The sequence below is a fragment of the Paracoccus marinaquae genome (genome assembly GCF_018860165.1).
GTDB lineage: Bacteria > Pseudomonadota > Alphaproteobacteria > Rhodobacterales > Rhodobacteraceae > Paracoccus > Paracoccus marinaquae.
This window is the reverse complement of the sequence record NZ_JAHKNG010000026.1, coordinates 13,254-36,310: the sequence shown is the minus strand read 5'-3', so window position 1 is coordinate 36,310 and position 23,057 is coordinate 13,254. Positions and strand designations below refer to the sequence as shown.

At 66.0% G+C, this 23,057-nt stretch carries 24 protein-coding genes; 18 read left to right on the top strand and 6 right to left on the bottom strand.

Annotation, left to right across the window (positions count from 1 at the left end):
• The first annotated feature begins 69 nt into the window (after positions 1–69).
• The 11 genes from glpD to KNW02_RS13860 all read left to right on the top strand — a co-directional run bounded on the left by glpD (position 70) and on the right by KNW02_RS13860 (position 11,084).
• The gene (gene glpD, locus KNW02_RS13910) at positions 70–1,620 is read left to right on the top strand and encodes a glycerol-3-phosphate dehydrogenase (RefSeq protein WP_216033885.1); all 1,551 of its coding nucleotides are present in this window, start codon (positions 70–72) and stop codon (positions 1,618–1,620) included.
• Positions 1,617–2,687 (top strand): ABC transporter ATP-binding protein, encoded by a 1,071-nt coding sequence (locus KNW02_RS13905; RefSeq protein ID WP_216033884.1) that lies wholly within the window; start codon positions 1,617–1,619, stop codon positions 2,685–2,687. Before glpD ends, KNW02_RS13905 begins: the two co-directional genes overlap by 4 nt.
• Before the next feature lie 23 nt (positions 2,688–2,710).
• Positions 2,711–3,802, top strand: a complete 1,092-nt coding sequence (locus tag KNW02_RS13900; protein ID WP_216033883.1) for an ABC transporter ATP-binding protein — start codon at positions 2,711–2,713, stop codon at positions 3,800–3,802.
• Complete coding sequence (locus tag KNW02_RS13895) at positions 3,802–4,668, top strand: carbohydrate ABC transporter permease (RefSeq protein WP_216033882.1); 867 nt, start codon at positions 3,802–3,804, stop codon at positions 4,666–4,668. Before KNW02_RS13900 ends, KNW02_RS13895 begins: the two co-directional genes overlap by 1 nt.
• Positions 4,668–5,489 carry a carbohydrate ABC transporter permease gene (locus KNW02_RS13890; RefSeq protein ID WP_216033881.1) on the top strand — a complete coding sequence of 274 codons (822 nt, stop codon included), beginning with the start codon at positions 4,668–4,670 and terminating at the stop codon, positions 5,487–5,489. The genes KNW02_RS13895 and KNW02_RS13890 overlap by 1 nt, the downstream gene beginning before the upstream one ends.
• 244 nt (positions 5,490–5,733) lie before the next feature.
• Positions 5,734–5,997 carry a DUF2160 domain-containing protein gene (locus tag KNW02_RS13885; protein ID WP_348524734.1) on the top strand — a complete coding sequence of 88 codons (264 nt, stop codon included), beginning with the start codon at positions 5,734–5,736 and terminating at the stop codon, positions 5,995–5,997.
• A 37-nt stretch (positions 5,998–6,034) separates the two neighbouring features.
• Positions 6,035–7,747 (top strand): ABC transporter substrate-binding protein, encoded by a 1,713-nt coding sequence (locus tag KNW02_RS13880; protein ID WP_216033879.1) that lies wholly within the window; start codon positions 6,035–6,037, stop codon positions 7,745–7,747.
• A gap of 127 nt (positions 7,748–7,874) precedes the next feature.
• Positions 7,875–9,350 (top strand): glycerol kinase GlpK, encoded by a 1,476-nt coding sequence (glpK, locus tag KNW02_RS13875; protein WP_216033878.1) that lies wholly within the window; start codon positions 7,875–7,877, stop codon positions 9,348–9,350.
• 70 nt (positions 9,351–9,420) lie between these two features.
• Positions 9,421–10,002, top strand: coding sequence for a transglycosylase SLT domain-containing protein (locus KNW02_RS13870; protein ID WP_216033877.1), 582 nt, complete (start codon positions 9,421–9,423; stop codon positions 10,000–10,002).
• Between the two features lie 66 nt (positions 10,003–10,068).
• On the top strand, positions 10,069–10,488 hold the full coding sequence (locus KNW02_RS13865; protein WP_216033876.1) for a PaaI family thioesterase: 420 nt from the start codon (positions 10,069–10,071) through the stop codon (positions 10,486–10,488).
• 8 nt (positions 10,489–10,496) lie between these two features.
• On the top strand, positions 10,497–11,084 hold the full coding sequence (locus KNW02_RS13860) for a glutathione S-transferase family protein (RefSeq protein ID WP_216033875.1): 588 nt from the start codon (positions 10,497–10,499) through the stop codon (positions 11,082–11,084).
• Between the two features lie 11 nt (positions 11,085–11,095).
• Here the strand turns inward: KNW02_RS13860 and KNW02_RS13855 are convergent, their stop codons facing one another.
• From KNW02_RS13855 to KNW02_RS13830, 6 genes are all read right to left on the bottom strand, one after another.
• Complete coding sequence (locus tag KNW02_RS13855) at positions 11,096–11,314, bottom strand: hypothetical protein (protein ID WP_216033874.1); 219 nt, start codon at positions 11,312–11,314, stop codon at positions 11,096–11,098.
• An 87-nt stretch (positions 11,315–11,401) separates the two neighbouring features.
• Positions 11,402–12,631 (bottom strand): BaiN/RdsA family NAD(P)/FAD-dependent oxidoreductase, encoded by a 1,230-nt coding sequence (locus tag KNW02_RS13850; RefSeq protein ID WP_216033873.1) that lies wholly within the window; start codon positions 12,629–12,631, stop codon positions 11,402–11,404.
• A complete protein-coding gene (holA, locus tag KNW02_RS13845) occupies positions 12,628–13,656 on the bottom strand; it encodes a DNA polymerase III subunit delta (protein WP_216033872.1) in 1,029 nt (342 codons plus the stop codon). Before holA ends, KNW02_RS13850 begins: the two co-directional genes overlap by 4 nt.
• Complete coding sequence (lptE, locus tag KNW02_RS13840) at positions 13,653–14,147, bottom strand: LPS assembly lipoprotein LptE (protein WP_216033871.1); 495 nt, start codon at positions 14,145–14,147, stop codon at positions 13,653–13,655. The genes holA and lptE overlap by 4 nt, the downstream gene beginning before the upstream one ends.
• Positions 14,134–16,671 carry a leucine--tRNA ligase gene (gene leuS / locus KNW02_RS13835; RefSeq protein ID WP_216033870.1) on the bottom strand — a complete coding sequence of 846 codons (2,538 nt, stop codon included), beginning with the start codon at positions 16,669–16,671 and terminating at the stop codon, positions 14,134–14,136. Before leuS ends, lptE begins: the two co-directional genes overlap by 14 nt.
• A gap of 75 nt (positions 16,672–16,746) precedes the next feature.
• Positions 16,747–17,223 carry a DUF3576 domain-containing protein gene (locus KNW02_RS13830; protein WP_216033869.1) on the bottom strand — a complete coding sequence of 159 codons (477 nt, stop codon included), beginning with the start codon at positions 17,221–17,223 and terminating at the stop codon, positions 16,747–16,749.
• 267 nt (positions 17,224–17,490) lie between these two features.
• Here KNW02_RS13830 and KNW02_RS13825 point away from each other — a divergent pair, with 267 nt between their 5' ends.
• The 7 genes from KNW02_RS13825 (at position 17,491) to flgC (ending at position 23,047) form a co-directional block, all read left to right on the top strand.
• Positions 17,491–18,525, top strand: a complete 1,035-nt coding sequence (locus KNW02_RS13825; RefSeq protein ID WP_216033868.1) for a porin — start codon at positions 17,491–17,493, stop codon at positions 18,523–18,525.
• 70 nt (positions 18,526–18,595) lie between these two features.
• On the top strand, positions 18,596–19,279 hold the full coding sequence (locus KNW02_RS13820) for a YggS family pyridoxal phosphate-dependent enzyme (protein WP_216033867.1): 684 nt from the start codon (positions 18,596–18,598) through the stop codon (positions 19,277–19,279).
• 113 nt (positions 19,280–19,392) lie between these two features.
• Entirely contained in the window at positions 19,393–20,814 is a 1,422-nt protein-coding gene (locus tag KNW02_RS13815; RefSeq protein ID WP_216033866.1) for a M10 family metallopeptidase, read from the top strand.
• A gap of 64 nt (positions 20,815–20,878) precedes the next feature.
• Positions 20,879–21,685, top strand: coding sequence for a thymidylate synthase (locus tag KNW02_RS13810; protein WP_348524733.1), 807 nt, complete (start codon positions 20,879–20,881; stop codon positions 21,683–21,685).
• A gap of 6 nt (positions 21,686–21,691) precedes the next feature.
• Positions 21,692–22,180, top strand: coding sequence for a dihydrofolate reductase (locus KNW02_RS13805; RefSeq protein WP_216033865.1), 489 nt, complete (start codon positions 21,692–21,694; stop codon positions 22,178–22,180).
• 70 nt (positions 22,181–22,250) lie between these two features.
• Positions 22,251–22,643, top strand: coding sequence for a FlgB family protein (locus KNW02_RS13800; protein WP_216033864.1), 393 nt, complete (start codon positions 22,251–22,253; stop codon positions 22,641–22,643).
• Positions 22,644–22,654: 11 nt separating this feature from the next.
• The gene (gene flgC / locus KNW02_RS13795; RefSeq protein WP_216033863.1) at positions 22,655–23,047 is read left to right on the top strand and encodes a flagellar basal body rod protein FlgC; all 393 of its coding nucleotides are present in this window, start codon (positions 22,655–22,657) and stop codon (positions 23,045–23,047) included.
• Positions 23,048–23,057 lie beyond the last annotated feature (10 nt).

The window sequence follows — 23,057 nt, the reverse complement described above, 5'->3', positions numbered from 1 at the left end:
ATTAGCGAAAATCCACGTTGACAGACCGCGCGCGTTCATGATCGGATGCGCCAAGCGAGGGGGAGGCCCATGTCGGAGATCACCGACCTGTTCATCATTGGCGGCGGCATCAATGGCTGCGGCATCGCGCGGGATGCGGCGGGCCGGGGCCTGTCGGTGCGGCTGGCCGAGATGGGCGATCTGGCGCAGGCCACCAGCTCGAAATCCACCAAGCTGTTTCACGGCGGCCTGCGCTATCTGGAATATCTGGAAATCCGGCTGGTGCGCGAGGCGCTGAAGGAACGCGAGGTGCTGCTGCGCGCTATGCCGCATATCAGCCGGCCGATGCGCTTCGTGCTGCCGCTGGACCCGCAGATGACCTTCGAATCCGACACGCCGGTCAGCCGGATGCTGGGCCTGATGATGCCATGGAACAGGGGCCACCGGCCGAATTTCCTGATCCGGGCGGGGTTGTTCCTGTATGACAATCTGGGGGGGCGGAAGATCCTGCCGGGCACCGCCAGCCTGTCGCTGAAGGGCACGCCCGAGGGCGCGCCCCTGCAGGACCGGCTGCAGAAGGCCTATGAATACAGCGATTGCTGGGTGGACGATGCGCGGCTGGTGGCGCTGAACGCGCGCGACGCCGCCCAACGCGGGGCCGCGATCATGGTCGGCGCCCTTGTGTCCGAGGCCGCGCGCGAGGGCGGATCGTGGCGGGTGACGCTGGAGGATGGGCGCGTCTTTCGTGCCCGCGCGCTGGTCAATGCCGGCGGGCCATGGGTCGGGCAGGTGATCCGCGACGTGGCCCATCTGCCCGGCACCGAGACCGTGCGGCTGGTCCGCGGCAGCCATATCGTGGTGCCGAAGCTGTTCGATCACGGCAAGGCCTATTTCTTTCAGGGCGCCGACGGGCGGATCATCTTCGCGATCCCCTATCAGGAGGATTTCACCCTGATCGGCACCACCGACCGCGATCATCATGGCGACCCGCTGGCGGCGGAATGCACGCCCGAGGAGCAGGACTATCTCTGCGCCTTCGCCTCACGCTATTTCGCCCGGCCGGTGACGCGGGATCAGGTCGTCTGGACCTATTCCGGGGTGCGCCCGCTTTATGATGACGGGGCGAAATCGGCCACGGCGGCGACGCGCGACTATGTGCTGTCGCTGGACACAGCGGGGGCGCCCTGCCTCAATGTCTTCGGCGGCAAGATCACCACCTATCGCCGGCTGGCCGAACATGCACTGGAAAAGCTGGCCCCGCATTTCGACAGGGCCGGCCCGGCATGGACGGCAGGCGTGCCGCTGCCCGGCGGCGATTTCCCGGTCGATGGGGTCGAGGCGCTGGTTGCCCGGCTGCGGGCGGAATTTCCGTTTCTGGATCGGCCATGGGCGACGCGGCTGGTGCGCGCCTATGGCACCGACGCGGGCCGGATGCTGGGCGGGGCGAAGGTCGCCGCCGATCTTGGCCGCGATTTCGGCGCCACGCTGACCGAGGCCGAGACGCGCTGGCTGATGGATCACGAATTCGCCCACCATGCCGAGGATGTGGTCTGGCGGCGCAGCAAGCTGGGGCTGCGGCTGGATGCGGCCCGGATCGGTGCATTGGAGGAATGGATGACGCAGCAGAGGGCCGCCGCATGACACTGGAACTTCGCGGCATCTCGAAATCGGTCGGCGGGCGCGTGCATGTCCATTCGACCGACCTGACCCTGCGCCCCGGCAGCATGAACGTGCTGCTGGGCCCGACACTGGCCGGCAAGACCACGCTGATGCGGCTGATGGCCGGGCTGGACCGTCCGACCGGGGGCCGGGTATTCTGGAACGGTCAGGACGTGACCGACCAGCGGGTGCAGGACCGCAGGGTGGCGATGGTCTATCAGCAGTTCATCAACTACCCCTCGATGAGCGTTTACGACAACATCGCCTCGCCCCTGCGGCTGATGCGCGTCGCCCGGGACGAGATCGACCGCCGCGTCCGCGAGACCGCCGAGATGATGCGCCTGACGCCGATGCTGCAGCGCCGTCCGCTGGAACTGTCGGGCGGCCAGCAACAGCGCTGCGCGCTGGCCCGCGCGCTGGTCAAGGGCGCCGGTCTGGTGCTGCTGGACGAGCCGCTGGCCAATCTGGACTACAAGCTGCGCGAGGAATTGCGGGCCGAGATCCCGCGCATCTTCGAGGAATCGGGCGCGATCTTCGTTTACGCCACAACCGAACCCGAAGAGGCCTTGCTGCTGGGCGGCCATACCGCGGCGCTGTGGGAGGGCCGGGTGACGCAGTTCGGCCCCACCCCGCAGGTCTATCGCGCCCCGCGGGATGCCATCACCGCGCGGGTGTTCAGCGATCCGCCGATGAATTTCAAGGAAGTGGCGCTGAAATCCGGCCGCGCCGGCATCCATTCCGCCGAATGGGACGCGGGCGATCTGCGCGATGGACGCTATCTGGCCGGGTTCCGCGCCGCCCATCTGTCGCTGCACGAGACGCCGGGTTCGGTGCCGCTTGCCACGGTTCTCGACACGACCGAGATCACCGGCGCCGAAACCTTCCTGCATCTGCGCCACGGACAGGACCGCTGGGTCGGGCTGGTCGAGGGCGTCCACAAGCTGGACCACGGCCAGAACCTGACCGTCTGGCTGGACCCCGCCCATATCTACCTGTTCACGCCCGAGGGCGCGCTGGCCCGCGCCGCCCCCTACGCCGCCGCCGCGTAAGGGATGCCGGAGGGGAGGAAACCATGACACGGATCACACTTGAAAACCTGGCCCACAGCTATCTGCCCAACCCGTCGCGGGACGAGGACTGGGCGCTGAAGCCGATGACGCTGACCTGGCAGGATGGCGGCGCCTATGCGCTGCTGGGGTCCTCGGGCTGCGGGAAATCTACGCTTCTGAACATCATCTCGGGGCTGCTGGTGCCTTCGCAGGGGCGCATCCTGTTCGGCGACAGTGACGTGACCGGCCTACCCACGGCCGAGCGCAATATCGCGCAGGTGTTCCAGTTCCCGGTCGTCTACGACACCATGTCGGTGCGCGACAACCTGGCCTTCCCGCTGCGCAATCGCGGGCTGGCCGAGGCCGAGGTCGGCGCCCGCGTCGCCGAGGTGGCCGAGATGATCGGCATGAGCGACGTGCTGGACCGCCGCGCGAAGGGGCTGACGGCGGATGCCAAGCAGAAGATCAGCCTCGGCCGCGGCATGGTCCGGCAGGACGTGAACGCGATCCTCTTCGACGAGCCGCTGACCGTCATCGACCCGCATATGAAATGGGAACTCAGGACCCAGCTGAAGGATCTGCACCGCCGCTTCGGCCATACGATGATCTATGTCACCCATGACCAGACCGAAGCGCTGACCTTCGCCGATCAGGTGGTGGTCATGTATGACGGCCGCGTGGTGCAGGCCGGCACTCCCGAGGCACTGTTCAACGCGCCCGAACATACCTTCGTCGGCTATTTCATCGGCTCGCCCGGCATGAACCTGATCGAGGCCCGCGTCGAGGGCGCCACCGCGCATGTCGAGGGCGCAAGCGTCGCGCTGGCCCATGGCTATGCGCCGCTGTCGGGCAAGACCCAGCTGGGCATCCGCCCGGAATTCCTGCGCCTCGGCACGGGCGGCGCGGGGCTGCCCTTCGCTCTCCGCCGGATCGAGGATGTCGGCCATCACCGCATCGTGCGCGGCCATGTCGGCGGCGCCGAGGTGAACGTGATCGTCCCCGAAGGCCAGCCGATCCCCGAAGCCGCGGACCGGGTGATCCCCGACCCGGCCCATGCGCATGTCTATGCCGATGACTGGCGCGTCGATCCCGCCACACAGGAAAGGGCCGCCTGATGGACAAGCCGCTCAACAACCGCGCCTGGTTCCTGGTGCTGCCGGTTCTGGCGCTGGTCGCGTTTTCCGCCGTGCTGCCGCTGATGACCGTGGTCAATTACTCGGTCCAGGACACCTTCGGCGGCAACCAGTTCTTCTGGGCCGGCCTCGAATGGTTCGAGGAGGTGATCCATTCCGACCGCATCCGCGCCGCGCTCGGCCGGCAGATCCTGTTCTCGGCCATCATCCTCGCGATCGAGATCCCGCTGGGCATCTTCGTCGCGCTGAACATGCCGAAAAAGGGCGTCTGGGCGTCCTTCTGCCTGGTGCTGATGGCGCTGCCGCTGCTGATCCCGTGGAACGTCGTCGGCACCATCTGGCAGGTCTTCGGCCGCGTCGATATCGGGCTTCTGGGCTATGCGCTGAGCAGCCTCGGGATCGACTACAACTATGTCAACGATCCCATCGACGCCTGGGTGACGGTGATCGTCATGGATGTCTGGCACTGGACCAGCCTCGTCGCGCTTCTGTGCTATGCCGGGCTGCAATCCATCCCCGACGCCTATTACCAGGCCGCGCGCATCGATCAGGCCAGCCGCTGGAAGGTGTTCCGCTATATCGAACTGCCGAAGATGCAGGGCGTGCTGCTGATCGCCGTGCTGCTGCGCTTCATGGACAGCTTCATGATCTATACCGAGCCCTTCGTGGTGACCGGCGGCGGTCCGGGCAATGCCACCACCTTCCTCTCCATCGACCTCGTGAAGATGGCCGTGGGCCAGTTCGACCTCGGGCCGGCGGCGGCGTTCAGCCTGATCTATTTCCTCGTGATCCTGCTGATCTCCTTCGTCTTCTACACCGTCATGACCAAAGAACAGGAGACACCCTGATGGCTGCCGTTGCCGAATCCAGGGGCCGCGGCGCCGCCGTCGTCATGGTGCTGTACCTGCTGTTCCTGATGCTGCCGATCTACTGGCTCCTGACCATGAGCCTGAAGACCAACCGCGAGATCCTCGGCGTCTTCAGCCTCTGGCCGCAGAACCCGACACTGGCCAATTACCGCACCATCCTGACCGATCCCTCATGGTACATGGGCTATGTCAACAGCCTGATCTATGTGGTGATGAACACGGTCATCTCGATCACCGTGGCGCTGCCCGCGGCCTATGCCTTCTCGCGCTATCGTTTCCTCGGCGACAAGCACCTGTTCTTCTGGCTGCTGACCAACCGCATGGCGCCCGCGGCGGTCTTCGCCCTGCCCTTCTTCCAGCTCTATTCCTCGATCGGGCTTTTCGACACGCATATCGCGGTGGCGCTGGCGCATTGCCTCTTCAACGTGCCGCTGGCGGTCTGGATCCTCGAAGGCTTCATGTCAGGCGTCCCGCGCGAAATCGACGAGACCGCCTATATCGACGGCTATTCCTTTCCTCGCTTCTTCGTGAAGATCTTCATGCCGCTGATCGCATCCGGTATCGGCGTCGCTGCCTTCTTCTGCTTCATGTTCTCCTGGGTGGAACTGCTCTTGTCGCGTACGCTGACATCGGTGAACGCCAAGCCGATCGCGGCGACGATGACCCGCACGGTCAGCGCCTCGGGCCTCGACTGGGGCGTGCTGGCGGCGGCGGGCATCCTGACCATCATTCCGGGCGCGCTCGTGATCTGGTTCGTCCGCAACTACATCGCCAAGGGCTTCGCCCTGGGGAGGGTGTGATGCCGCAGCCGGTCCATGACCCCGCCCTCCTCGCCCTCTTTCCAAATACCTCGGGGGTCCGGGGGCAGCGCCCCCGGCCATCGCGGGACGCAACCGGGGGGGCAGACTGATGCGCAGATCCATCAATACCGGCTTCACCATCCTCGGCCTGATCTGGCTTGGGCTCATCTTCTGGCTGACCACGCAGGTGCCGGTGCGGGACGAGGCGAAGGACTGGTTCGGCGGCCTCGATCCGGGCGGCTGGATGGCCTGGGTCTTTCCGACCGCACTGTTCTTCACCATCATCGCCGGGCTGCTGATCCTGTTCACATGGCTCGCGATCCGCTTTCCCGAAACGCCCTGCAAGGGCAGTCTCGGGATCATGACCACACGCGGCGACCGGCTGTTCATCAGCCTGCTCGGCTCGGCCTTCATCTGCCTCATCTGGCTCGGGGTGATGGGGATGCCGGTCTGGGGCGGGCTGGCCGTCGCCCTGATCTACGCCGCAGCGGTGTTCCGCTGGGTGTGAAAACCGCCGAAGCAATCGGCACCAAAGGGAGGAAACCATGAAACTTCACCTGACAACCGCCATGGCGCTTGCGCTGATGGCCACCGCCACGCAGGCGGGCATCGAGGAGGCCAAGGCCTTCCTCGACGCAGAGATCGACAACTCGGTCCTGACCCGCGAGCAGCAGGAGGCCGAGATGCAATGGTTCGTCGACGCCGCCGCCCCCTTCGCCGGGATGGAGATCAATGTCGTCTCGGAAACCATCACCACGCATGAATATGAATCCAAGGTGCTGGCTCCGGCCTTCACCGCGATCACCGGCATCAAGATCACCCATGACCTGATCGGCGAGGGGGACGTGGTCGAGAAACTGCAGACCCAGATGCAGTCGGGCGAGAATATCTATGACGCCTATGTCAACGATTCCGACCTGATCGGCACCCACTGGCGCTATCAGCAGGCCCGCAACCTGACCGACTGGATGGCGAATGCGGGCGCGGATGTGACCAATCCGGGCCTCGATCTGGACGATTTCATCGGCAAGAGCTTTACCACCGCGCCGGACGGCAGCCTGTACCAGCTGCCCGACCAGCAATTCGCGAACCTCTACTGGTTCCGCTATGACTGGTTCAACGACGAGCAGAACAAGGCCGATTTCAAGGCGAAATACGGCTATGATCTGGGCGTTCCGGTGAACTGGTCCGCCTATGATGACATTGCCGAATTCTTCACCGGCCGCGAGATCGACGGCAAGCCGGTCTATGGTCACATGGATTACGGCAAGAAGGATCCCAGCCTCGGCTGGCGCTTCACCGATGCCTGGCTGTCGATGGCCGGGAATGGCGACAAGGGCATCCCGAACGGCGTGCCGGTCGATGAATGGGGCATCCGGGTCGACGAAAACAGCCGCCCGGTCGGCTCCTGCGTCGCCCGCGGCGGCGACACCAACGGCCCGGCCTCGGTCTATGCGATCCAGAAATATCTGGACTGGATCAACAAATACGCCCCGCCTGCCGCGCAGGGCATGACCTTCAGCGAATCCGGCCCGGTGCCTGCACAGGGCGAGGTCGCCCAGCAGATGTTCTGGTATACCACCTTCACCGCCGACATGGTGAAGCCCGGAACCCCGGTGATGAACGAGGACGGCACCCCGAAATGGCGCATGGCGCCTTCGCCCCACGGCGCCTATTGGCAGGACGGCATGAAGCTGGGCTATCAGGATGCCGGGTCCTGGACGATCCTGAAATCGACGCCGGATGACCGCGCCAAGGCCGCATGGCTCTATGCGCAATTCGTGACCTCGAAGACGGTCGACACCAAGAAAGCGCATGTCGGCCTGACCTTCATCCGCGAATCCACCATCCAGCACGAAAGCTTCACCGAGCGCGCGCCGGAACTGGGCGGTCTGGTCGAATTCTACCGCTCGCCCGCCCGGCTGAACTGGTCGCCCACCGGCACCAACGTGCCCGACTATCCGAAGCTGGCGCAGCTTTGGTGGCAGGCCATCGGGGATGCCTCCTCGGGGGCGAAGTCCGCGCAGGAAGCCATGGACAGCCTCTGCGCCGAACAGGAGCAGGTGCTTGAGCGGCTGGAGCGCGCAGGCATCCAGGGCGATATCGGCCCGAAGATGGCCGAGGAGCACGACCTGGAATGGTGGAACAACTTCGCCAAGGAGAACGGCACCGTCGCACCGCAGCTGAAGCTGGAAAACGAAAAGCCGCAGCCGGAAACCGTCAGCTATGACGAACTGGTGAAAAGCTGGCAGCAATAGGCACGACAAGGGGGGCAGGCGCGATCCTGCCCCCTTTCTTCTTCATTCAAATATCCATGCTGACGGCCGATGCCGGGTGCCTCCGGCGGGGATATTTGACTGAAGAAGAAGTTGCAGGAGGATCGCCATGACCATTCTCGCGCTCGATCAGGGCACCACCTCCTCCCGCGCGCTGGTCTTCAGCGACGAGTTGCAGGTGCTGGCCAGCGCCCAGCAGGAATTCACCCAGCATTTCCCGCGCTCGGGCTGGGTCGAGCATGACCCGGACGACATCTGGACGACCAGCGCCGGCACCGCCCGGGCGGCGATCGAGAAGGCCGAGACCGCGCGCATCGACGCCATCGGCATCACCAACCAGCGCGAGACCGTGGTGATCTGGGACCGCGAGACCGGCCATCCGATCCACCGCGCCATCGTCTGGCAGGACCGCCGGACCGCCGATCTCTGCGCGCGGCTGAAGGCCGAAGGCGTCGAGGATCAGGTGACCGCCACCACCGGGCTGTTGCTGGACCCCTATTTCAGCGCCACGAAGATCGGCTGGATCCTCGATCAGGTCGAGGGCGCGCGGGCGCGGGCCGAGGCGGGCGAACTGGCCTTCGGCACCGTGGACAGCTTCCTGATCTGGAAGCTGACCGGTGGGCGGGGCCATGTCACCGATGCGACCAATGCCAGCCGCACGATGCTCTATGACATCCACAGGGGCGAATGGTCCGGGGACATGTGCCGGCTGTTCGGCGTGCCCCGCGCCCTGCTGCCCGAGGTGCGCGACTGCGCCGCCGAATTCGGCACCACCCGCGCCGATCTGTTCGGCCGCGAGATCCCGATCCTCGGCGTCGCGGGCGACCAGCAGGCGGCAACCGTGGGCCAGGCCTGCTTTGATCCGGGCATGATGAAATCGACCTATGGCACCGGCTGCTTCGCGCTGCTGAATACCGGCGAACAGGCGGTGCGGTCGAACAACCGACTGCTGACCACCATCGCCTATCAGCTGGGCGGACAGCCGGTCTATGCGCTTGAAGGTTCGATCTTCATTGCCGGGGCGGTGGTGCAATGGCTGCGCGACGGGCTGAAGATCATCCGCGAGGCGAAGGAAACCCAGCCGCTGTCCGCGCAGGCCGATGCCAGCCAGCAGATCATCATGGTGCCGGCCTTCACCGGCCTTGGCGCCCCCTACTGGGTGCCGGAAGCCCGTGGCGCGATCTTCGGGCTGACCCGCAATACCGGCCCGGCCGAGCTGGCCCGCGCGGCGCTGGAAAGCGTGGGCTTCCAGACCCGCGACCTGCTGGAGGCGATGCGCGCCGACTGGTCGGATGCGGGTGATGCGGTCCTGCGCGTCGATGGCGGCATGACCGCCAGCGAGCCGGCGATGCAGTTCCTGGCCGATATCCTCGGCGCCCCAGTGGACCGCCCGAAGAATACCGAGACGACCGCGCAGGGCGCCGCCTGGCTGGCCGGCTATCGCGCCGGCCTCTGCCCCGGCCCGGCCGAATATGCCAAAGCCTGGCGCCTCGACCGGCGCTTCGAACCGGCAATGGAAGCCGCGACCCGCGACCGGCGCTATGCCGCCTGGCGGCGGGCGGTGCAGGCGGTGCTGTCGGTCTGAGGTTCCGGCTTTGTGATTCCAACCCGCCGCGTTTTCCCGTAAGATCGCCGGAAAACGACAAGAGGGCAGGATGAACAGGCTTCTGAAACTCGCGATCGTCGCGCTGGTCGCCTCCTGCGGCGGTGGCAGCTACAAGGCGCCGCGCAATCTCGACAACGCCTGCGCGCTGGTCTCGGAACGGCCGGCCTATTTCAGCGCCATGAAGCGGGCCGAGCGGCGATGGGGCGTGCCGGTCCATGTGCAGATGGCCGCGATCCATCAGGAATCGAAATTCGTGGGCGACGCCCGCACCCCGCATCAATACGCGCTTGGGGTCATCCCCATCGGCCGGCAGAGCAGCGCCTATGGCTATAGCCAGGCGCTGGACGGCACATGGGAGGAATACATGCGCGAGACCGGCAATCGCCGCGCCAAGCGCAACGATATCGACGACGCGACGGATTTCATGGGCTGGTACATGGACGGCTCGAGCAAGGCGCTTGGCATCTCGAGATGGGATGCGCGCTCGCAATACCTGGCCTATCACGAGGGGCGCTCGGGCTTTGCGCGCGGCTCGTACCGGTCGAAGGACTGGCTGGTGCGCGTTTCGGCCAATGTCGGCCAGCGCGCGCAGATGTATCGCGCGCAACTGGCCTCCTGCGGGCGGACCTGACGCTTCGGTCTTGTCTTTTCCGCACCGGCCGGGCGAGATGGGGCCGAACCATCTGGCAGGGCAAGCATGAACGACAAGGCACAACACCCGCGGCGCGGGGCCGAAGACCAGCCGGAATTCGCCCTGCATCTGGGCGCGAGGCTGATCGCGGCCACGCCCGAGCGGGTCGAATTCGAGATGCCGGTGACGCCGCTTCTGGCCAATCGCAACGGGGTGCTGCATGGCGGCGCGATCATGGGGCTGGCCGACAATGCCGGCGGCACCGCGACCTTCCTGAACCTGCCCGAGGACCGCGCGACCACGACGGTGGAAAGCAAGACCAACTTCCTGCGGCCGATCCGCATCGGCGACACCGCCCGCGCCGTGTCCGAGCCGCTGCATCGCGGCCGCACCACGCAGATCTGGCAGACGACGATCTATCGCGGCGACGGCAAGGTCGCCGCCATCGTCACCCAGACGCAGCTGGTGCTGGAATGGAAGGACTAGCGACCGGCATGTATACCGTGATCGGCACCTCGAAAAGCCGCAGCCTGCGGGTGCTGTGGATGCTGGAAGAACTGGGCCAGCCCTATCGCCATATCCCCGCCAATCCGCATGGCGAGGGCGTGGTCGAGTTCAATCCCGCCGGCAAGGTGCCGGTGCTGATCGACGACGGCACCCCGGTCACCGATTCCACCGCCATCCTGACCTATCTGGCCGACCGCCATGGCGGCCTCACCTATGCCGCCGGAACGCTGGACCGCGCCCGGCAGGACAGCCTGACCCAGTTCCTGCTGGACGAATTCGACGCGGCCCTGTGGCTGGCCGCGCGGCACAGCTTCGTGCTGCCCGAGGAGATGCGGCTGGGCGCGATCAAGAACACCCTGCGATGGGAGTTCGAGCGCAGCCAGAAGACCCTGGTGCACCGGATCGGCGAGGGTGAATTCGTGATGGGCGAGCGGATGACGGTGCCCGATTTCATCCTGGCCCATTGCCTGACCTGGGCGCTGACGGCGCGCTTTCCGGTGATCGAGCCACGGCTGACCGCCTATCTCGACCGGATGCGGCGGCGGCCCGCCTTCCTGCGGGCCGCCGCCCTCTGACCCGCGGGCCGTTACAGCCAGATCATGTCGCGGAACACATAGGCCGGGATGCCGTCTCGGGTCAGCCCCATCCGGGCCAGTTCCTCGTCCGATTTCGCCTCCAGCGCCTCGATCCGGTCGCGGCGGCAGCGCGATTCGAGATAGGCATTCAGCCCCTGCCCAAGCCGGGCGAAGAAGGCATCGATACGGTCGCGGATTTCGGTGGTGAAGTGGGTCGTCGCCTGTGTCATCGGAAACCCTTTTCTTTCGTCGAGCGGTTTCCTCCCATGCCGCGATTATAGGCCGGCGAGGCCCTGCCCTTCATGACAAGGCCGCGATCACGGCACCCGTTGCGATCCGGCAACACCGGCCCGCGCCGCCGCCGCAAGCCCCGCGCGCCGGCCCTGGGTCAGGCATCCGGTCAGCAGATAGCCGCCGGTCGGCGCCTCCCAGTCCAGCATCTCACCGGCGACGAATACCCCCGGCAGGGTCCGCAATTCCTGATCGACGGTGACGGCCCGCCAGCAGATGCCGCCCGCCGATGAAATCGCCCGGGCGATATCCATCGGACCATCGTGGCGCAGGGGCAGAGCCTTCGCCCGCGCCGCCCAGCCCGCCGCCGTCTCGGGCAGCGGACGGCCCCATTCCAGCAGCAGCGCCACCCTGACCGGATCACCCAGCACCCGCCGCAGCCAGTTGCCGACCGACAGGCTGCCGCGCGGGCGATCAAAGCGCCGGATCAGCGCCGCCTCGTCCTGATCCGGCACCAGATCGACCATGGCCGGGGCGCCATCGCGGATCGGCGCCGAGACCTCATAGACGCCGCCGCCCTCGATTCCCGTGGCCGAGATCACCCATTCGCCGCGGCTGACCCGGCCGCCGGCATGGATCGCCACCCCCTTCACGGCGGCTCCGAAATGCCGTGCCATCGGCGCCGACCAGTTGACACGAAAGCCCATATTCGCCGGCCGGAAATCGTTGATCTCAACCCCCGCCGCGCGCAGCATCGGCACCCAGCCGGCGTCGGACCCCAACCGCGGCCAGCTGGCGCCGCCCAAGGCCAGCACCGTCACGGCGGGGCTCAGCCGCCGGATACCGTCCGGCGTCTGAAAGCAGAACCCGTCATCGATCCCGACCCAGCGCCAGCGGTTGCGCAACTCGACCCCGGCGCCGCGCAGCCGCGCCAGCCAGGCCCGCAGCAGCGGCGAGGCCTTCATGCCCACCGGAAAGACCCGTCCGGTCGAGCCCACGAACAGATCAACGCCCAGTCCCCGCGCCCATGCCATCACCTCGGCAGGACCGAAGGCCCCATCGCCCGCGCCGAAATACCCCGCCGGGTCCGGGGGCAGGCCGGCCCCTGCGCCACAGTGGAAATGGCGGGCGAAATCCTGCGCCGGCTCGGTCTTGGTCAGGTTCAGCCCCGACTTGCCGGCCATCAGGAACTTACGCGCCGGGGTCGGCATCGCCTCGGCCACGACGACGCGCCGTCCGGCCCCGGCCAGCATCTCGGCCGCCATCAGCCCGGCCGGGCCCGCGCCGATCACCAGCGCGTCAACCGCCTCATTCACCGCCGCCCCCGCGACAGCATCGCCAGCCGGATCAGCGCCCGCTCGACCAGCGCCATCTGCGGCGCGCGGGTTGAACTGCGCAGCGCCAGATCGGTGTCCAGCAGCGCATGTACCGCCTCTTCCAGCGGTCCCACGCCCCAGCTTTGCGCCTGCCGGGCCATGCGGTCGCGGCGCGGGCCGAAGACCGGCGGCCGCATCCGCGACAGCCCCGCCCCCGGCCCCTGCGGATCGGCGGCGGCCAGATGCAGCGCCCGGAAATGCCGCAGCGCGCTGATCGCCAGCGTCACCGGCGAGGTGCCCTGCCCCTCGATCCGGCGCATCAGCGGACCGAACTCGTCCGAACGGCCTTCGGCCACGGCGTGCAGCAACTCGTCCAGATCGGCCTCGATCGTCGCCGGTGCCATCAGCGCCACCTCGGCGGGCGTCAGCGGGCTGTCATCGCCATATTTGTAGAGCCCGATCTTCTCGATCGTCTGGCGCAGGTCGCCCGGATCCAGCGCCCGGGCCAGAACCATCAGGTCGCGCATCGCATCGCGCGGGATCTCGCGCAGACCGGCGGCCTCGAGCCAGCGCCGAATCTCGTCCTCGCCGGGCGGGTCGTCATAGATCGGCGCCGCCACCGCCTGCTTGTGCGCCTCGAACAGCTTGCGCAGCGCCGAGGATTTGGAAAGCCCGCCGGCCGTCACCACGATCACCGCATCGCCCGGCTGCCAGGCGCCGAGCGCCGAGCCGACCGCATCCGCGGCCGAATCGGGCGTATCCTCGACCAGCACGACGCGGGGGCCGGGAAAGAAGCCGACCTCCTTGATCGCATCCATCAGCGCGGCCGGATCCTTCTTCAGCCCGGCCCCGGCCAGCCGCGTCAGCCGCATCTCTTCCTCGGCCTGTTTGCCGGTCAGCGCCTTGACCGCCTCGGTCCGCTTCAGCGCCACGCGCATGGCGTCCTGACCATGGATCAGAAGCGCCGGGCGGGACGGATCGGGCCGCGCCAGATAGCGGGCGATCTCGGCACCCTTCAGGTTCATCCCGGCAACTGCGCCGAGGCCGCCAGCAATCGCGTCACCACCTGATCGGCCAGCATCCGCGACAATCGTTCGCGGGCATCGCCCTCGGCCGCGAGGGTGGCGATGCTGGTGCCGGTGGTGGAGAAGGACGAAAAATTGCTGACCCGCCCCTGCGCCAAAACCCGTCCCGAGTCGTCGGACAGGGCGAAATCGGCGGTTCCGTTCAGCGAATAGCGGGTGGTCACCTGATCCTGGGTGATCGCCTGCGGCACCACGCCGACGCTGATCCGATAGTCCAGATCGAAGGCGGCGGCATCCTCGGGCCCCAACCGCTCGGCCAGCCGCCGGTTGAAGACGAAATCCTCATAGGTCACCGGATCGCGCGGCCGGACCCTGCCGAACAGCTGCGCGGCCTTGCCCTCGGGGCCGTAGACCGGGCTCAGCCCGCAGGCCGAAACCGCAAGCAGCCCCAGAAGGGCTGCGCGGCGCGGCAGGCGCTCAGGCGACGACATTGACGATTCGCCCGGGCACGACAATCAGTTTCTTCGGTGCGGCCCCGTCAAGGAATCGCAGCACCGTCTCATCGGCCATCACCAGCGCCTCGATCTGGTCCTTGGGCATGTCCTTGGCGACGCTGATCTCGGCCCGGCGCTTGCCGTTGATCTGGATCGGCAGCACCACCGTGCCATCCTCCAGCATCGACGGATCCGCCTTGGGCCAGGGCGCATCGACGGCCATTCCCTCACCCCCGGCCCTGGCCCAGACCTCCTCGGCCAGATGCGGGACCATCGGCGCCATCAATTGCGCGATGATCCGCAGCACCGCCTTGCGCGAATCACCCCCGGCCTTCGACCTGGCGATGGCATTGGCCAGTTCGTAAATCTTCGCCACCGCCTTGTTGAAGGCAAAGCCCTCGATGGATTTCGTCACCTCGGCGATGGCGCGATGCGCCGCGCGGGTCAGGTCGGGATCGTCGCCGCCCTCCGGGTTTTCATCGGCAAGACGCCAGACCCGGGCAAGGAACTTGTTCGCAGCCTCGGCCCCGGCGGCGGTCCATTCCACGTCGCGTTCGGGCGGGCTGTCCGACAGCATGAACCAGCGCGCGGTATCGGCGCCGAAGCTGGCGACGATATTCACCGGGTCGACAACATTCTTCTTGGACTTCGACATCTTGGCCGAAGGAACGATCTCGACCTCCGTTCCATCGGCCAGCCGTCCCTCGGTCACATCCTCGGGCAGGTGATAGACCGGGCGGTCCCGGTCATCGCGGGTCATGTAGATCTCATGCGTGACCATGCCCTGCGTGAACAGCGCATCAAAGGGCTCTTTCGCGGTGTCCGGCAGATGCCCGGTCGCGACCATCGCGCGGGCGAAAAAGCGGGAATAGAGCAGATGCAGGATCGCGTGTTCAATCCCGCCGATATACTGGTCCACATTCATCCAGTAATCGGCATCCGCGCGATCCGTCGGCGTCGCCGCGTGGGGCGAGGTGAACCGCGCGTAATACCAGGACGAATCAACAAAGGTGTCCATCGTGTCGGTCTCGCGCCGCGCCGCGCCGCCGCAGTTCGGGCAGGCGGTCTGCCGCCATGTCGGATGCCGGTCCAGCGGGTTGCCGGGCACGTCGAACGTGACATCCTGCGGCAACAGGACCGGCAGGTTCTGCTTGGCCTCGGGCACGGTGCCGCATGTATCGCAATGCACTACCGGAATCGGGCAGCCCCAATAGCGCTGCCGCGAGATGCCCCAGTCGCGCAGGCGGAACTTGGTGACGCCCTCGCCATAGCCCGCCGCCTCGGCATGGGCAATCGCGGCATCGACCGCCGCCTCGCCGGTCTGATCGGCGGCGCCGGCAAAACCGCGCACATAGGTCACGGTCTCGGATTTCAGCGGCACGAAGGGGGCCGTCGAGACCAGCGCATCGGCCTGTTCCAGCGTCATGCCGGCCTCGCCAAAGGTCGCCGGAATCGGCAACCCGTACTTGGTGGCGAATTCATGGTCACGCTCGTCATGGGCGGGCGAGCCGAAGATCGCGCCGGTGCCGTAATCCATCAGCACGAAATTGGCGATCCAGATCGGCAGGTGCCAGTCCGGGTCCAGAGGGTGGCGAACCTTCAGCCCGGTGTCGAAGCCCATCTTGGGCGCGGTCTCGATCGCCTCTTCGGTGGTGCCGATGCGGCGGCATTCCTCGACGAAATCGGCAACGGCCGGATCCGCCGCCGCCAGCGCCCGGACCAGCGGATGATCCGGCGACAGGGCCACGAAAGAGGCCCCCCGCAGCGTGTCGGGGCGGGTCGTATAAACCTCGATCTGCGCGAATTCCTCGGGTGCATCGACGGTGTCAAAGCGGAATTGCAGCCCGCGCGACTTGCCGATCCAGTTGGCTTGCATCAGCCGCACCTTGTCGGGCCAGCCGGTCAGCCCGTCCAGCGCCGACAAAAGTTCCTCGGAATAATCCGAGATGCGAAAGAACCATTGCGTCAGTTCGCGCCGCTCGACCGGGGCGCCGGAACGCCAGCCCTTGCCGTCAATCACCTGCTCGTTCGCCAGAACGGTCATGTCGACCGGATCCCAGTTCACCTGCGCCGATTTGCGGGTGATCAGCCCGGCCTCGAGGAAATCCAGAAACAGCGCCTGCTGCTGCGCCACATAGTCGTCGTCGCAGGTGGCGAATTCGCGCGACCAGTCGATCGACAGGCCCAGCGGTCGCAACTGGTCACGCATTGTTGCAATATTGCCATAGGTCCAGTCACGCGGATGCCCGCCCTGCTCCATCGCGGCATTCTCGGCCGGCATGCCGAAGGCGTCCCAGCCCATCGGATGCAGCACGCTGAACCCCTGCGCGCGCTTGAACCGCGCCACCACGTCGCCCATGGTGTAGTTGCGCACATGCCCCATATGGATCCGCCCCGACGGATAGGGGAACATCTCCAGCACGTAATATTTCGGCCGTTCGTCGCGGGTGGCGGTGAAGCTGCCGGCATCGGCCCAGGCCTGCTGCCACCGGGCTTCGCTGCTGGAGGGATCATAGGGCATGTCGAACCTCGGGCGTCATTCTCTGGCCGCAGGATCTATAGGGCCTGCGAGGTCAGGTCCAGCCGCCGGGTGATCTCAGAGCCGGCCGTCCTGAATCCGCAGCTGACGGGCCCGGGTCAGGATCGCATCCTCGACCGCGCGCACCGTGCCCGGCGCGATGGCCGCACCGCCCGCGCCCTGCAGCGACAGCCTGAGACTGCGCGCATCCAGCGCAGGATCGCTGATCTTGATGGTCGCGCGGTAGGAACGCCCGCCGCCCGGCGGTGTGCCATAGCCGGTGACGATCACGCCTGTGAAGGGATCGACCGACTGGATCGGCAGGAAGTTCAGCACCTCGAGGCTGGCATTCCACAGGTATTTGTTGACCGCGACGGTATAGTTCGGATTCTCGTTGTTGGCGAAGACGTCCCAGATCGTCGACTGGCGGACGCCCGGCCGCATGTCGCCTTCAAGCTGCTGGACGTTCTCGCCGCTCCCGTTGCCGCCACAGGCGGCCAATCCGGCGCAAAGCGTCGTTGCGATGATCAGGCGCGCGGCGCGTGCGGTCTTCATGCAGTCCCCCGGGTTTTCGCGTCAGTGGCAGCTTTAGCGCGGATCGCCTTGCCGCCACAAGCGCCTTGGCGGCAACCGCCGGGCCGGCCCTGCCCCGGCACCCTCCGGCCCGGCGACGATGTGTGGCCCTTGTGCATCACAGCATTGATGAAAGGCCGGGCCGGTCGGCGATTTCGTTGCATCCCCGGGGCAGAAGGAGGAAATACATTCCATACCCATAGCGGGTTTCCGTTCTGGGCATCAGAGAGATCAAGAGGGAACACTACCATGAAAAAGGCTCTTATTGCCTCGACCGCACTGGTCCTGACCGCTGGCATCGCCGCCGCCGACGTGACCATCTCGGGCTATGGCCGCACCGGTCTTCTGTACCAGGAAGATGGCATCGACGGTGAAGGCACCAACGACACCATCGTCCAGTCGCGTCTGCGCATGAACGTCGACGCCTCGACCTCGACCGATCAGGGCATCGACTTCGGTGGCCGGATCCGCGTCCAGTGGGACCAGGGCGACGCCGCGACCACCCTCGCGCCGGGCTACATCTACATGACCACGCAGGGGTTCCGCGTCGAGATCGGTAACTCGAACACCGCCTTCGACTCGGTCGGCCTGATCTATGATCCGGAAATCGGCGTCTACGACCGTTCGTTCGGTGACCCGCGCGGCCTGTTCTTCGCCTACAACACCGACGGCTATCCGACCCACACCCTGACCGCCGAGCAGGAAGAGCGTCTGCGCCTGCAGGACTACATGGGTGTCTTCGCCTCCTACACCATGGGCGATCTGGTCGTTCGCGGCTCGGTCATCAACCCGGATCAGGTGAACAAGAACAGCCTGTTCGAAAAGGAAATCGGCATTTCGGCTGATTACACCTGGAACAACATCGAGCTGGCGGCCGCCGCTGTCTGGGATGGTGCCGGCATCAAGGACAACGACCAGTTCTTCGTCGGTGCGCGCTACAACTACAACGACGTTGCCCATGTCGGCCTGAACTACAACGACAACGGCGACTTCAGCCACGACGTTGACGATGGTACGACTGTCCGCAACCTCAGCCTCAACCTCGGCGATACCTGGACGCTGTATGGCGACTACACCTTCGGTCTGACCACCATCAACGGCTACGTCGCCTGGAACGACGCTTCCGACGTGGTTCTGGTTGACGGCATCGCCGAAAACGAAACCGACACCTCCTTCGGTCTCGGCGCCAACTACGATCTGGGCGGCGCCCGCCTGTCGGGTTCGATCCAGCGCGGCTATGACGAGCTGTACACGGCCGACCTGGGTGTTCGCTTCGACTTCTGATCGAAACGATCCCTGAAAATCCGGAAGAGCGGGCCTTGCGCCCGCTCTTTTCTTTTTGTTTGGTCGCGCCATGGGACTGGATGACATCAGAGGCCGCATCGCCGCGGCAGAACGGGCCGCCGGACGCGCGGCCGGATCGGTGACGCTGATCGCGGTCAGCAAGGTGCAGCCCGCCGACCGGATCGAAGCCGTGCTGGGCGCCGGGCAGCGGGTCTTCGGCGAGAATTACGTGCAGGAGGCGCAGGGCAAATGGCCCGGCTGGCGCGAGCGTTTCGACGGCGTCGAGTTGCACATGATCGGGCCGTTGCAGTCGAACAAGGCCAAGGCCGCGGTCGAGTTGTTCGACGCCATCCACACGCTGGATCGGATTTCGCTGGCCCGCAAGCTGGCACATCAGGTTGCCGAACAGGGAAGGTCGCCGCAACTGTTCGTGCAGGTCAATACCGGCGATGAGCCGCAAAAGGCCGGTATCCTGGCCGATGAACTGCCGGGCTTTCTGGTCTCGTGCCGCGACCTGGGGCTGAGCCCCGAGGGGCTGATGTGCATCCCCCCCGAGGACGAGGATCCGGTGCCGCATTTCAGGCTGCTGCGGCGACTGGCCGACGAGAACGGCCTTGCGCTGCTGTCGATGGGGATGAGCGCCGATTTCGAGGCGGCAATCGCCGAGGGCGCGACCCATGTGCGCGTCGGCTCGGCCATCTTCGGCGCGCGGAGCTATGGCCAGACGGTCAAGTCCACAGGGCCGCTGGTATGAGTGCCCCGCCAAACCGATATCGAAAGATTGACCGATCCGCTTGCCCCGTCCGGCCGATCGGTCGACACTGCCCCCGGCAACCCGCATCCGTCTGAGCATTCAGGTTTTCTGCCGTGACCCTGGCTTCCGCCTCGAGCATCGCCAACTATCTGACCCGCGGCTTCTATGCCGACCGGGGTTATGTTGCCGGTCCTTTCGACAAGCGCGCCGGCGACACGCTCAAGGTCTTTCTGGATTTCTCGGGCGGTGCGGACCGGCGCATCGTCAAGATCGCGCTTGACGCCTGGACCAGCATCACCGGGCTGAAATTCGATCTCGGCGGTCGTGCCGGCAGTCACGACCTGCGGCTGACGGATTCCGATCGCGGCGCCTATTCCTACAGCTATCACGCCGCAGATGGCGAACGGATCTCGGCCGTGGTCAATGTCGGCCGGGACTGGCTGAACGCCTATGGCAACGAGGTGGTCGGCTACTATACCCAGACCTGGATCCACGAGATCGGCCACGCCCTGGGGCTTGGCCATGCCGGCCCCTATAACGGCCGGGCAAGCTGGGGCGACCAGAAATTTGCCCTGGACAGCTGGCAGATGTCGGTGATGTCCTATTTCGCGCCATATGAGAACCCGCATGTCTCGGCCAGCTATGGCTTCGTGCTGACGCCGATGCCGTCCGACATTCTGGCCATTCACCAGCTTTATGGAAAGCCGGCGAATGTCGGGCTGGGCCCCGATGTCTATGGCTTCAACGGCACCGCCAAGGGGATCTACAAACTGTTCGGCGACATGCTGGACACTGGCGGCTACGACCTTCCGGCGCTGGTCACGATCTACGATCCCGGCGGCCACGACCGGCTGAACCTGTCGAGGGACGGTTACAATCAGCGCATCAACCTCGCTCCGGGTGCCTTTTCGGACGTGCTTGGAGCGGTCGGGACACTGGGGATCGCCTATGGGACGGTGATCGAGGATGTCGATGCCGGGCGCGGCAATGATGTGGTCACGGGCAACTGGGTGGCAAACCGCCTGACCGGAGGGGCGGGCAACGACACCCTGTTCGGCCGCCTCGGCAATGACCGGCTTCTCGGCGGCGCCGGAAACGACCGCCTGATCGGCGATCCGGGCAATGACCTGCTGATCGGTGGCCCGGGCAACGACCGGCTGAACGGAGGGGCGGGGGCGGACCATCTTCTGGGCGAGATCGGCGCCGACACCCTGTGGGGCGGCGCCGGAGGCGACAGGCTGAGGGGCGGTCAGGGCGCCGACGTCTTCATCTTCCGCCGTGACGAGTTATCGCCGCAATCGATCGTCGACCAGATCACCGACTTCACCTCGGGCGAGGATCGGCTGGACCTGCGTCATTTCGATTTCGACGCGGTCAGGTTCGGCGGCGGGCGGCTGACCGGGGGGCTGGTTCGCGTCGTCGATCAGGACGACGATCTGCATGTCGTCGCGGATCTGGATGGCGATGGTCGCGCCGATCTGCGCATCGTCCTGCTCGACGGCGAATCGGTGCTTTTGCGCGACTTCCTGCTGTAACCCGGCGCGGTTTTATGAAACCTTGCCGCCAGCCAAAGCGGGGCCGATCGGGGGAGAGCAATTCGTGAAACAATATCTGGATGCCCTTGCCCATGTCATGGAACAGGGCGAGATCTCGACCGACCGGACCGGCACCGGAACCCGGTCCTGTTTCGGCATGCAGATGCGTTTCGACCTGTCGCAGGGCTTTCCGCTGGTCACCACCAAGAAGCTGCATCTGCGCTCGATCATCCACGAATTGCTGTGGTTCCTCTCGGGTGACACCAATGTCGGCTATCTGCGCGAGCATGGCGTCACCATCTGGGACGAATGGGCCGACGAACATGGCGATCTGGGGCCGGTCTATGGCCATCAATGGCGCCGCTTCGGAACCGAGCCGGGCGCGGAAGCCCCGCCCGAGGCGGACCAGATCCGCGCGCTGATCGAGGCGATCCGCACCACCCCGGACAGCCGCCGCCTGATCGTCTCGGGCTGGAATCCGCTGCAGATGAAGGCAATGGCCCTGCCCCCCTGCCACACGCTGTGGCAGGTCCGGATCCTCGGCGGCCGTCTGCATCTGCAGCTTTACCAGCGTTCGGGCGACATGTTCCTGGGCGTTCCCTTCAACATCGCCAGCTATGCCCTGCTGACGCATATGATCGCCCATGTGACCGGCTATGCGCCCGGCGATTTCGTCCACACCATCGGCGACGCCCATATCTACAGCAACCATGTCGATCAGGTCCGCATCCAGCTGTCGCGCAAGCCGCGCCCGCTGCCGCATCTGAAGATCGCAAGGCCGGTCTCGGATCTGGCCGGGTTCCGCTACGAGGATTTCGTGATCGAAGGATACGATCCGCACCCGGCCATCAAGGCCCCGGTGGCGGTCTGATCCGCCATGCTGACGCTGATCGCGGCCCAGGATCTGGCCGGCGCCATCGGCCGGGACAATACGATCCCCTGGCACGTCCCCGAGGATTTCGCCTTCTTCCGGCGCGAGACGACGGGCGGAGCGGTGATCATGGGCCGCAAGACCTGGGACAGCCTGCCGCGCAGGCCACTGCCGAACCGCCTGAACATCGTCATCAGCCGGCAGAAACGCCCCCCCGCCGATGGGGTCGTCTTCACTGGCTTCGATGAGGCGGTCGGGCTGGCACGCGCCGCCGGCAATGATCGCATCTATTGCATCGGCGGCGGTGACATCTATCGGCAGATGCTGCCGCAGGCCGACCGGATCCTGCTGTCGACCGTCGGGCTTCGGATCGACGGCGCCGATACGTTCTTTCCGCAGATCGCCCCGACCGAGTGGCGCGAGACCGACAGGCAGACCCTGCGCGAGGCGGACCCGACCTGCATCCTGACAGAATATCGTCGCATCCCGGCCTGACCCGGCCCGCTAAACCGAATCTCAACCATTTGACCTTACAAGGCGGCTATCGCCAGTGAGGAGAAGCCTCATGTTTGAGAAGATCGAAATGATTCGGATGGCCCGCTCCATGGGCGATCATGTCGCCCAGAGGCAGGCCATCGTCGCGCGCAATATCGCGAATGCGGACACCCCGGACTACAAGGCGCAGGACCTCGAAAGCTTCGAGGACAGCTATCGCAGCCGCGACGGGCTTGGCCCCTTGCGCACCACCGATCCCCGCCATCTCGCCACGCCGGACTGGTCGCCAGGCGCCGCCCGGCGGCTGAGCGCCGAGGGTGGCGTGTCGCCCAACGGAAACTCGGTCTCACTTGAGGCCGAGATGCTGAAGGCGGCGGAACTCAAGCGCGGCCATGACCTCTCGCTCGGCATCTATCGTTCGGCACTGGACCTGATGCGCACCAGCATCGGCCGCCGCAGTTGAAGGAACATTCCATGACCGATCCCGTCTCTCCGCTCCGGCTCTCGGCTTCCGGCATGCAGGCGCAAAGCGAAAGACTGCGCCGCACCGCCGAGAACATCGCCAATACCGACACCCCCGGCTATCGCCGCAAGCTGGTCACCTTCGACGAGGCCATCCGCTTCGGGCGCGCCACGGGCGAGGTCGAAGCCTCGCCGACGATCCTCGATCGCACGGAATTGCCGCGCATCTACGATCCCGCGCATCCGATGGCCGATGACGAGGGCTATTACCTCGGCTCGAACGTCAACCTGGTGGTCGAGATCGCCGATTCCCGCGAGGCCGGCCGCAGTTACGAAGCCAATCTGAAGATGTTCGAACAGACCCGACAGATGGGCGCGTCCCTTCTGGAACTTCTGCGTCGCTGAAAGGATTTTC

Excerpts from the sequence above, each read along its gene's own strand:
- leuS (WP_216033870.1), bottom strand. The coding sequence starts at position 16,671 with ATGCCCTATGATCCCTCCAGCAGCGAAGCCCGGTGGCAGCAGGCCTGG.
- KNW02_RS13855 (WP_216033874.1), bottom strand. The coding sequence starts at position 11,314 with ATGACACAGGCGACGACCCACTTCACCACCGAAATCCGCGACCGTATC.
- KNW02_RS13885 (WP_348524734.1), top strand. The coding sequence starts at position 5,734 with ATGGCCTGGGTCTTTCCGACCGCACTGTTCTTCACCATCATCGCCGGG.
- KNW02_RS13905 (WP_216033884.1), top strand. The coding sequence starts at position 1,617 with ATGACACTGGAACTTCGCGGCATCTCGAAATCGGTCGGCGGGCGCGTG.
- flgC (WP_216033863.1), top strand. The coding sequence starts at position 22,655 with ATGACCGATCCCGTCTCTCCGCTCCGGCTCTCGGCTTCCGGCATGCAG.
- KNW02_RS13805 (WP_216033865.1), top strand. The coding sequence starts at position 21,692 with ATGCTGACGCTGATCGCGGCCCAGGATCTGGCCGGCGCCATCGGCCGG.
- KNW02_RS13880 (WP_216033879.1), top strand. The coding sequence starts at position 6,035 with ATGAAACTTCACCTGACAACCGCCATGGCGCTTGCGCTGATGGCCACC.
- KNW02_RS13870 (WP_216033877.1), top strand. The coding sequence starts at position 9,421 with ATGAACAGGCTTCTGAAACTCGCGATCGTCGCGCTGGTCGCCTCCTGC.
- KNW02_RS13900 (WP_216033883.1), top strand. The coding sequence starts at position 2,711 with ATGACACGGATCACACTTGAAAACCTGGCCCACAGCTATCTGCCCAAC.
- KNW02_RS13890 (WP_216033881.1), top strand. The coding sequence starts at position 4,668 with ATGGCTGCCGTTGCCGAATCCAGGGGCCGCGGCGCCGCCGTCGTCATG.
- KNW02_RS13860 (WP_216033875.1), top strand. The coding sequence starts at position 10,497 with ATGTATACCGTGATCGGCACCTCGAAAAGCCGCAGCCTGCGGGTGCTG.
- KNW02_RS13820 (WP_216033867.1), top strand. The coding sequence starts at position 18,596 with ATGGGACTGGATGACATCAGAGGCCGCATCGCCGCGGCAGAACGGGCC.
- KNW02_RS13825 (WP_216033868.1), top strand. The coding sequence starts at position 17,491 with ATGAAAAAGGCTCTTATTGCCTCGACCGCACTGGTCCTGACCGCTGGC.
- lptE (WP_216033871.1), bottom strand. The coding sequence starts at position 14,147 with ATGTCGTCGCCTGAGCGCCTGCCGCGCCGCGCAGCCCTTCTGGGGCTG.
- holA (WP_216033872.1), bottom strand. The coding sequence starts at position 13,656 with ATGAACCTGAAGGGTGCCGAGATCGCCCGCTATCTGGCGCGGCCCGAT.
- glpK (WP_216033878.1), top strand. The coding sequence starts at position 7,875 with ATGACCATTCTCGCGCTCGATCAGGGCACCACCTCCTCCCGCGCGCTG.
- KNW02_RS13895 (WP_216033882.1), top strand. The coding sequence starts at position 3,802 with ATGGACAAGCCGCTCAACAACCGCGCCTGGTTCCTGGTGCTGCCGGTT.
- glpD (WP_216033885.1), top strand. The coding sequence starts at position 70 with ATGTCGGAGATCACCGACCTGTTCATCATTGGCGGCGGCATCAATGGC.
- KNW02_RS13800 (WP_216033864.1), top strand. The coding sequence starts at position 22,251 with ATGTTTGAGAAGATCGAAATGATTCGGATGGCCCGCTCCATGGGCGAT.
- KNW02_RS13865 (WP_216033876.1), top strand. The coding sequence starts at position 10,069 with ATGAACGACAAGGCACAACACCCGCGGCGCGGGGCCGAAGACCAGCCG.
- KNW02_RS13830 (WP_216033869.1), bottom strand. The coding sequence starts at position 17,223 with ATGAAGACCGCACGCGCCGCGCGCCTGATCATCGCAACGACGCTTTGC.